The sequence below is a fragment of the Cryobacterium sp. genome, assembly GCF_026786305.1.
GTDB lineage: Bacteria > Actinomycetota > Actinomycetes > Actinomycetales > Microbacteriaceae > Cryobacterium.
In genome coordinates, this window is sequence record NZ_JAJAYI010000078.1 from 24,072 (window position 1) to 32,527 (window position 8,456).

Here is an 8,456-nt window from a genome sequence, read left to right on the forward strand (position 1 = left end):
TCGAGCGCCGGCTGCGCGTGACGCTACTCGCGCAGGTCGGCCGGAATCGTCGGCAGAACGCGTGCGGCCGCACGGCGCTCCTTGAGCGTCGTGCGGGCGGCCTTGGCCAGTTCGGTGAGAATCGGGATTCCCGACAGTAGAATGATGCCGATGATGAAGTATTCGGAGTACGCCGCGACGAAGGCGAACTGGCCGAGGAAGAATCCGACGAGGGTGAGGCCGACGCCCCAGGCGAAGGCTCCGATGGCGTTGTAGGTCACGAAGCTGCGGTACCGCATTTTGCCGACCCCGGCAGCGACCGGCACGAAGGCCCGAAAGACCGGCAGAAAACGGGCCAGGATGATGGACTTACCGCCGTGCTTGGCGAAAAAGGCGTTGGTGCGCTCGACGTTTTTCGGATTGAAGAAACGGTTTTTCTCCCGAGAGAACACCGCGGGGCCAGCTTTTCGACCGATGACGTAGGCGAGCTGGTCGCCGGCGAAGGCAGCCGCGAAGACGACCAGGCAGGTCATCCAGATCGGCAGCGGAACGACTCCGGTCGCGGTCAGCAGGCCAACGGTGAACAGCAGTGAATCACCCGGTAGGAACGACAGCACAATAAAACCGGTCTCGATGAAGACAACCGCGGCGACGCCAAGCAGCACGAACGATCCAAACGAGTGGATCAGCCAGTCAGAGTCGAGAAAATCGATTCCGAGCAGGGTGGGCAGCATGAAGAATCCTTCCAACGGGGTGAGCGCGCGCGGCATGGCCATGCCGACGACAAGCGCAGATCCCAGACTACGTGACGCCATGCTGGAAAAACGCGCGGTGTCGCCCTCCAGCCCCGACCCTCCAGCCCCGACCCTGCGGCTTCGAGACGCCAACGTTGGCCAAGCGGATGCCATCCCGGAAAAAACCTTGCGTTCTGCCCCCCTTTCGCATAGTCTGAAAGGCTGCCTGATCCGGGGGGGCATGAGACACATATTCCTTGAGGCGCCCAGGAGGCAGACATGACAAAGACAGCACCGATCACGCTCGCGACCATTGCGAACGACGGCGTTCACTTTGGCGCGTTTGCCCCGTTCTTCGCTGCCGCTGGGAGCTTCCCCGTCTAGCTCTTTCGTCGCTCGTCCGGTCAGGCGCTCAGCACTCGTGCCGCGACCTGGGTGACGTGGCCCGGGAGTATCCGCCCGCAATGCCGTACTGCCCAGCCGTACTGCCCAGCCGTACTGCCCAGCCGTACTGCGCCGCCGTACTGCCCAGCCGTACTGCGCCGCCGTACTGCCCAGCCGTACTGCGCCGCCGTACTGCGCCGCCGTACTGCCCAGCCGTACTGCGCCGCCGTACTGCGCCGGCCGTAACACCAAGCGCGGCACGTTCTCGTCAGCGTTGCCAGCTCGTCGCTCGCACGTTCCCCACCGCCCACCTCGTTTGGTATCGGCGACCATAGACATCCGCCGTAACCCTGCACCCCGGGGCGCGGCCGCAGCACAATCAGGACATGACCATGACCACGAACACACCACCGGCACCGCCGCCCCCCACGAACGACGCGGCAGCACGCAACAATACCTTTCGCAGCCTGCAGCGGCTCTACCCCTATGCCAAACCGGCCCTGCCTCGTATCTATCTCGGCATGGTGGCCGCGCTTCTCGCCGGATTCGTGGCCCTGGCCATTCCGCAGGTGCTGGCCTGGCTCGTTGACGGCCCGCTGCGCACCGCGGGGAACGGCGACAGCGCCTCGCAGATCTGGCCGGCCGTGTGGGTGGTCCTCGGGCTCGGTGTGCTCGAAGCGATCATGATCGCCCTGCGTCGCTGGTTCGTGCTGATCCCTGGCACCCACATTGAGGCGCGCATGCGCAACCACCTCTATGCCCGGCTGCAGGACCTGCCGGTGAGCTTTCACGACCGCTGGCCGAGCGGTCAGCTGCTCTCGCGCGCTGTCAGCGACCTCAACCTTATTCGCCGCTGGGTGTCCTTCGGGCTCGTGCTGCTCGTCGTCAACTTTCTCACCATCGTCGCCGGCGTCGCCATTTTGCTCTGGATGAACTGGCTGCTCGGCGTGATTTTCGTGGTCTGCTCAATACCGATCTGGATCTACGGCTACGTCTTCGAGGAGAAGTACTCGGTGATCGCCCGGCGCAGCCAAGACCAGGCCGGCGACCTCGCGACCGCCGTCGAGGAGTCGGTGCACGGCATTCGCGTGCTCAAGGCCTTTGGACGCGGGTCGTTCGCGCTCAAGAACTTCGCCTCGCAGGCGGAAAGCCTGCGCGGCACCGAGATCGAGAAGGCACGCGCCATAGCCGGCATCTGGCTCTGGCTGCTGCTCGTGCCCGATGTCGCGTTCGCGCTCTGCCTCATGGTCGGTGTCTGGCTCACCAGCCAGGGCGACCTCAGCGGCGGCGAGCTGTTGGCGTTCTTCGCGACCGCGACCGTGTTGCGGTTTCCGGTGGAATCAATCGGGTTTTTGTTGTCGATGACCTTCGACGCGCGTACCGCGACGGACCGGTTCTTTGACATTCTCGACACCCCGAACGAGATCACCGACCCCGCGGACCCGGCCACGCTCGCCGCACCGCTCGGCCGGCTCGCGTTCAACAACGTGCACTTTCGCTACCCGGACTCGCCGGAGCGCTTTCCCGACCTGCTCAACGGCATCGACCTCGTTCTCGAACCGGGGGAGACCATGGCGCTGGTTGGCCTCACCGGCTCGGGCAAGTCCACGCTCACGGCGCTCACGACCCGCCTCTATGACGTCACCGCTGGCGCCGTGACGCTCGACGGTGTCGACGTGCGTGCGCTCAGTCGCGAGGAGCTGCGTAGCCACCTCGCGATGGCATTCGAGGATGCAACGCTGTTCTCGGCATCCGTTCGTGACAACGTGCTGCTGGGTCGCGCCGAATTTGCCGGCAGTAGCCCCGCAGCGGATGCCGTGCTCGCGCAGGCCCTGCAGATCGCGCAGGCCGGTTTTGTGAACGACCTGCCACTCGGCGTCGACACCCTCGTCGGCGAGGAAGGCATGAGCCTCTCCGGTGGGCAGCGGCAGCGACTCGCGCTCGCCCGCGCGGTCGCGGCCCGGCCATCCGTGCTCATTCTCGACGATCCGCTGTCGGCGCTCGACGTGAACACCGAATCGCTCGTGGAGAACGCGCTGCGCGAGGTACTCGTCGACACCACCGCGCTCATCGTGGCGCACCGCCCATCAACGGTCATGCTCGCCGACCGGGTGGCGCTGCTCGAAGACGGCCGCATCACCGCCGTCGGCACACACTCCGAGCTGCTACGCACCAGCCCGCACTACACCTTCGTCATCTCCAGCCTGGAAGACGAAGAACGCAGAGAGTCGAACCGAGCGGAGGAAGCGCTGTGAGCGTCACCGCCAATTCAAGCGTCAATGGAGTAGAGGGCGAAGAACGCCACGACTTCACCAAGGCCGAAAGTAAGCAGATCCGAGCCCGTTCCCTGCGACTGCTCGGCTCGCTGTTGCTGCCGGTGCGCGGCAAGGTCGTGCTCGCCATGCTCCTGGTGCTCGTCTCGACCGCCGCCCAGGTGGCCGGCCCCGCGCTCATCGCCTTCGGCATCGACCGCGGTTTACCCGCGCTGCTTCAACAAGACTGGATGCCGCTCGCGACGACCGGCGGGATCTACCTCGTCGCCGGGGTGCTCGGCGCGCTGCTCATCGCCTGGTACACCGTGTTGAGCGCCCGGGTGAGCCAGGCCGTGCTGATCGACCTGCGCAAGCGGGTGTTCCTGCACACGCAAAAGCTCAGCCTCGAATTTCACGAGTCGTACACCTCGGGGCGCATCATCTCGCGCCAGACCAGCGACCTCGATGCCATTCGAGAGCTGCTCGACTCCGGCATCAACCAGCTCGTGCAGGGCGTCCTCTATATGTCGTTCACCGCGATCGCCCTCGTGCTGTTCGACGGTACCAGCGGACTCGTGCTGTTTGGCGCGCTACTGCCGCTCGTTATCCTCACCCGCTGGTTTCAGATGCGCTCGCAACGCCTGTTTCGGCAGTCGCGGGTCGCGTCGGCGAGCCTGATCGTGCGCTTCGTCGAAACGATGACCGGCATTCGCGCCGTGAAGGCGTTCCGCACCGAAAAGCACAACGAGTCAGTCTTCGGCAAGCTCGTTGAAAATTACCGGCAGGTCAACGCGCGCGTCATTCAGCTGTTCGGCGTGTTCGACCCGGGTCTCGTGCTCATCGGCAACGTCACCGTCGCCGCCGTGCTGCTCGTCGGCGGGTTTCGGGTGGCCGACGGTCAGCTCGCCATCGGCGCGCTGCTCGCTACCCTGCTCTACACCCGCCGGTTCTTCGACCCGATGGAGGAGATGGCTATGTTCTACAACTCCTACCAGTCGGCCGCGGCGGCGCTCGAAAAGATCTCGGGCGTGCTCGAGGAACGCCCCGGCGTGCCCGATCCGGTTGCCCCGGTCGACCTCTGGGAGGCGCGTGGTCGGGTCTGTTTCGATAACGTGCAGTTCGCCTACCAGGCCGATCGGGAGATTCTGCCGCACTTCGACCTCGATATTCCGGCCGGGCAGACCATCGCCCTGGTCGGGTCGACCGGAGCCGGCAAATCCACGCTCGCCAAGCTCATGAGCCGGTTCTACGACCCTACGGATGGCCGGGTACGGCTCGACGACGTCGACCTGCGCGACCTGCACCCCAAGGACCTGCGGCGAGCGATCGTCATGGTGACCCAGGAGGCGTACCTGTTCAGCGGCTCGGTCGCCGAGAACATCGCGCTCGGTAAACCGGATGCCTCGGCGCACGAGATTCGCGCCGCCGCGGCCGCTGTCGGTGCCCACGAGTTCATCGACAGCCTGCCCAACGGATATGACACCGACGTTAACAAGCGTGGCGGACGGGTGTCGGCCGGACAGCGTCAGCTGATCTCGTTCGCGCGCGCTTTTCTCGCGAACCCGGCGGTGCTCATTCTCGATGAGGCCACGTCGTCGCTCGACATTCCGAGCGAACGGCTCGTGCAGGAAGCGCTGCAGACGCTGCTCGCCGATCGCACGGCCGTGATCATCGCGCACCGCCTGTCGACGGTGGCGATCGCTGACCGGGTACTCGTGATGGAACACGGCCGCATCGTGGAGGACGGAACCCCGAACGAGCTCATCTCGGGAACCGGCCGCTTTGCGACCATGCACGCCGCCTGGCGCGACTCCCTCGTGTAGCAGACCTTGAGGGCTGGTCGGCCAGGTGTCGATGCGACGTGGACCCAGCCGCCGGGTCAACCACGGTATTCAAGCGCACAGCGGGACTTTGGTCACTGGTGCGATGCGGGGAGGCGCGGGATGCTGCAGCCGGACTTTTCGTCCTTCGGCATTCGGGCATCAGAAAGGCTGCCAGACGATGAGCAGTATGACGCCTCTCCAACAGACCCCGCCCGGCTCGACCCCTTCCGCAGCACTCCTCCCCGCTCACCACCGCGTGCGCGGTCCGGGGCGCAGCCGGGACCGATCATCATGGTCATTTTCGGGCACGATGCCGGGACTGGTCGGCGCCGGCACTGAGGAGATTATCCGGAAGCCCGAAGCGGGCGTGCACACCGATCTGCTCGGACCGGTTGCCGTGGAACTTCTCGTGTCTGGTGGCATCCTCGTTCTGCGGGTGTGCTCGTCGGCGTCGTAGCCATCGGCCTCGTGCTGCTCACGGTGCTCGTACGCGGCTGTCGACCGGGGCCTCCCCGTGGCGGGGCAACAGAGGAATAGGTAACGTCGGAGCCGCCGACGGCGTCTCGCCGCTGAGCCTGCTGCGTCTCTGAGCCTGCTGAATTTCTGAGCCGGCTACTTTTCTGAGCCGGCGGTGAGGCCGCCGACGATGTACTTCTGCAGGTAGAGGAACAGGGCCATGACCGGGAGTGCCGCGAGCACGGCACCAGCCGAGAACGCACTCCAGTCGGCGTAGTTCGGGTTGGAGACGAGCCGGTACAGGCCCACGGCGAGGGTCTGCTTCTCGGGGTCGACGAGCAACACGCTCGCCACCACGAAGTCATTCGTCGTGGCAATGAATGACAGCAGCGCGACGACGGCGAGAATCGGAGCAACCAGGCGCAGGATGATCGTGAAGAAGATGCGCGCGTGGCTCGCACCGTCAATCTTCGCCGCCTCGTCGATGGACGCCGGGATGGTGTTGAAGAACCCGTACATGAGGTACGTGTTCACCCCGAGTGCTCCGCCCAGGTAGACCATGATCAGCCCGATCTGGGTGTTCAGGCCGATTGCCGGAAACAGGTCACCGATCGTGCTCATCACCAAAAAGATCGCGACGACGGCAAGCAGCTGCGGAAACATCTGCACGAGCACCAGCACGAGTAGCCCGGTGCGCCGGCCGGTGAATCGCATTCGCGAAAAGGAATACGCCGCGAGGGCGCCGAGAAAGACCGTGCAGATCGACGTGATTCCGGCGATCATGAGCGTGTTGGCGAACCAGGTGCCGAACGGTATCTCCGGGTTCGTCAGAATGCGTGCGTAGGCGTCGAATCCGACCTCCCGGAACAGGGCGTTCGAGCCGGTCAATGTGCCGCGCGGGTTGAGCGACGCCGAAAGCACGTAGAGCAGCGGGAAACCCGAGAACACGACCATGACCAGGCCCACGGCGTGGCGCCATCCGGTTGCCGTGAACCAACGCTTCACCGTGACCGGGCGCTGTGCGGAGCTGACCTTACGGTCAGCACTTTTGAGAGTGGCGGATGCCATCAGTTCAGCTCCTCGAGCGCCTTGGTTTTTCGAAAGCTGACGATCGAAATGATCGCCACCAGAATGAAGATGATGATCGAAAACGCACTCGCGAGCCCGTAGTCACGGGCCTGTCCGGTGAACGCCACCTTGTAGACCATCGAGATCAGAATGTCGGTCGCGCCAACGTTGACGTCGGCCGCGGCGTCACGCGGGCCACCGCCGGTGAGCATGTAGATCAGGTTGAAGTTGTTAAAGTTGAACGCGAACGAAGCGATCAGCAGGGGAGCGACCGACACGAGCAGCAGCGGCAGCTTGATCAGCCGGAACACCGCCCAGGGCCGCGCGCCATCAACGGTCGCGGCCTCCTCCAGCTCCTTCGGGATCGACTGCAGCGCCCCCGTGCAGACCAGGAACATATAGGGAAAGCCGAGCCAGAGGTTCACGAGGAGGATGCTGAACTTGGCCAGCCACTCGTTGGTGAGCCAGGGTATCTGGGCACCGCCGAGCAGCACCTGGTTGACGAAGCCGAAGCTTTCGCTGAGCATGCCAGCCCAGACCAGTGCCGAGAGAAATGCCGGAAAGGCGTAGGGCAGAATCATGGCGACGCGGTAGAACTTACGGCCTTTCATGCGCATGTCGTTGAAGACGATGGCGAGGAACAGCCCCAGAAAGAAGGTGGAGGCAACGGAGAGGGCCGCGAAGACGATGGTCCACACCGTCACGTTGATCAGTGGGGTGCGGATGCCTTCCTCAGTGAAGGCGCGAGCGAAGTTGTCAAATCCAACGTTGATGCGCCAACCCGGGAGCATCTCCTCGCCGGAGTCGGAGACGAAAGCACCCTCCCCGGTGTCGGTGTAGACCGCACCGGTGTCGGCATCCGTCATGGTGTCGGCCCGCTCGTCGTAGACGAGCGATGAGAGGTAGACGTAGGCGCTACTGCCGTCGGGGGTGCGCAGGGCACCGTCGTTGGGATCGGCGGATAGGGGTACGGCCAGCGCCGTGATCTCGCCGGTGCGAGCGAGGATGTCCTGGAAGCTCAGGGTGGTGTAGCCGGTGAGGGCGACGGCTTCGCCCGCCTCGATCGTGGCACCCGTGACCGGGGCCAACGGGTTGTCGCTGTTACCGACACTGATTGTGCCATCAGGATCGGTGACCAAGAAATTGAGTGTGCCGAGTTGATCGAGCACGGTCACCGCGTAGGTCGGCGAGTCGGGTACGCGGTCCTGGGCCGAGCTCATCAGTGCGGACACCGCCTGCGCCTTGTCACTGTTGTGGCCGGTGCTGTAGTTGGTGAAGCCGATGTAGGCGGTGTAGCCGATCACGAAGATCTGAAAGACGATGAGAAAGAGCACGCCGGGCGCGAGGTACTTGGCCGGAAGCTTGCCCGGGGTGAAGTAGATCCAGTTCACGAGCAGCGTGACCGCGGCGACGAGCACCAGAATGATCCACTGTTCCTTGATGAACAACATGAAGATGGCGTAGACGGCGACGGCGTCGACGATACCGAGCAGTGCAATCTTGATCAGGATTGCCCGGAGACCGCCCGAGGCACGCTCGGCAATCATCGCCGCCTGATGCTGGCGTTTCGTGGGCTTTGTGGTGCTGACGTCGTTGTCGGTGGTGCGCATGGCCTGGCTCTCTTCGTGGTCCAAGGGTCGTATCACGGCCGTGGCCCGATGCCAAAGCATACGGACCACGGCCGTCCTGCAGACGTGCGGGAGCCGTTAGCCGATGGCGCCCATAAAGTCAGCGGTTAGCTTATTCCAGGTCGTAGTCGG

Annotated in this window: 6 protein-coding genes; 3 read left to right on the plus strand and 3 right to left on the minus strand. The window is 64.4% G+C overall.

The window, feature by feature from the left end; translation table 11 throughout:
* Window positions 1-23: 23 nt before the first annotated feature.
* Complete coding sequence (locus tag LH475_RS09860) at window positions 24-794, minus strand: VTT domain-containing protein (RefSeq protein ID WP_297413718.1); 771 nt, start codon at window positions 792-794, stop codon at window positions 24-26.
* 695 nt (window positions 795-1,489) lie between these two features.
* On the opposite strand from LH475_RS09860, the gene LH475_RS09865 reads away from it, so the two are divergent.
* The 3 genes from LH475_RS09865 to LH475_RS09875 all read left to right on the plus strand — a co-directional run bounded on the left by LH475_RS09865 (window position 1,490) and on the right by LH475_RS09875 (window position 5,629).
* On the plus strand, window positions 1,490-3,352 hold the full coding sequence (locus LH475_RS09865) for an ABC transporter ATP-binding protein (RefSeq protein ID WP_297413732.1): 1,863 nt from the start codon (window positions 1,490-1,492) through the stop codon (window positions 3,350-3,352).
* Complete coding sequence (locus LH475_RS09870; RefSeq protein WP_297413720.1) at window positions 3,349-5,172, plus strand: ABC transporter ATP-binding protein; 1,824 nt, start codon at window positions 3,349-3,351, stop codon at window positions 5,170-5,172. Before LH475_RS09865 ends, LH475_RS09870 begins: the two co-directional genes overlap by 4 nt.
* 187 nt (window positions 5,173-5,359) lie before the next feature.
* On the plus strand, window positions 5,360-5,629 hold the full coding sequence (locus LH475_RS09875) for a hypothetical protein (protein ID WP_297413722.1): 270 nt from the start codon (window positions 5,360-5,362) through the stop codon (window positions 5,627-5,629).
* A 155-nt stretch (window positions 5,630-5,784) separates the two neighbouring features.
* Here LH475_RS09875 and LH475_RS09880 read toward each other — a convergent pair whose 3' ends face one another.
* Window positions 5,785-6,696 (minus strand): sugar ABC transporter permease, encoded by a 912-nt coding sequence (locus LH475_RS09880; protein WP_196843369.1) that lies wholly within the window; start codon window positions 6,694-6,696, stop codon window positions 5,785-5,787.
* Window positions 6,696-8,306: an ABC transporter permease subunit gene (locus LH475_RS09885; protein WP_196843368.1), complete on the minus strand. Its 1,611-nt coding sequence runs from the start codon at window positions 8,304-8,306 to the stop codon at window positions 6,696-6,698. Before LH475_RS09885 ends, LH475_RS09880 begins: the two co-directional genes overlap by 1 nt.
* Window positions 8,307-8,456: the final 150 nt, after the last annotated feature.

Coding starts and splice junctions, on each gene's coding strand:
- LH475_RS09860 (WP_297413718.1), bottom strand. CDS start 794: ATGGCGTCACGTAGTCTGGGATCTGCGCTTGTCGTCGGCATGGCCATG.
- LH475_RS09865 (WP_297413732.1), top strand. CDS start 1,490: ATGACCACGAACACACCACCGGCACCGCCGCCCCCCACGAACGACGCG.
- LH475_RS09875 (WP_297413722.1), top strand. CDS start 5,360: ATGACGCCTCTCCAACAGACCCCGCCCGGCTCGACCCCTTCCGCAGCA.
- LH475_RS09880 (WP_196843369.1), bottom strand. CDS start 6,696: ATGGCATCCGCCACTCTCAAAAGTGCTGACCGTAAGGTCAGCTCCGCA.
- LH475_RS09885 (WP_196843368.1), bottom strand. CDS start 8,306: ATGCGCACCACCGACAACGACGTCAGCACCACAAAGCCCACGAAACGC.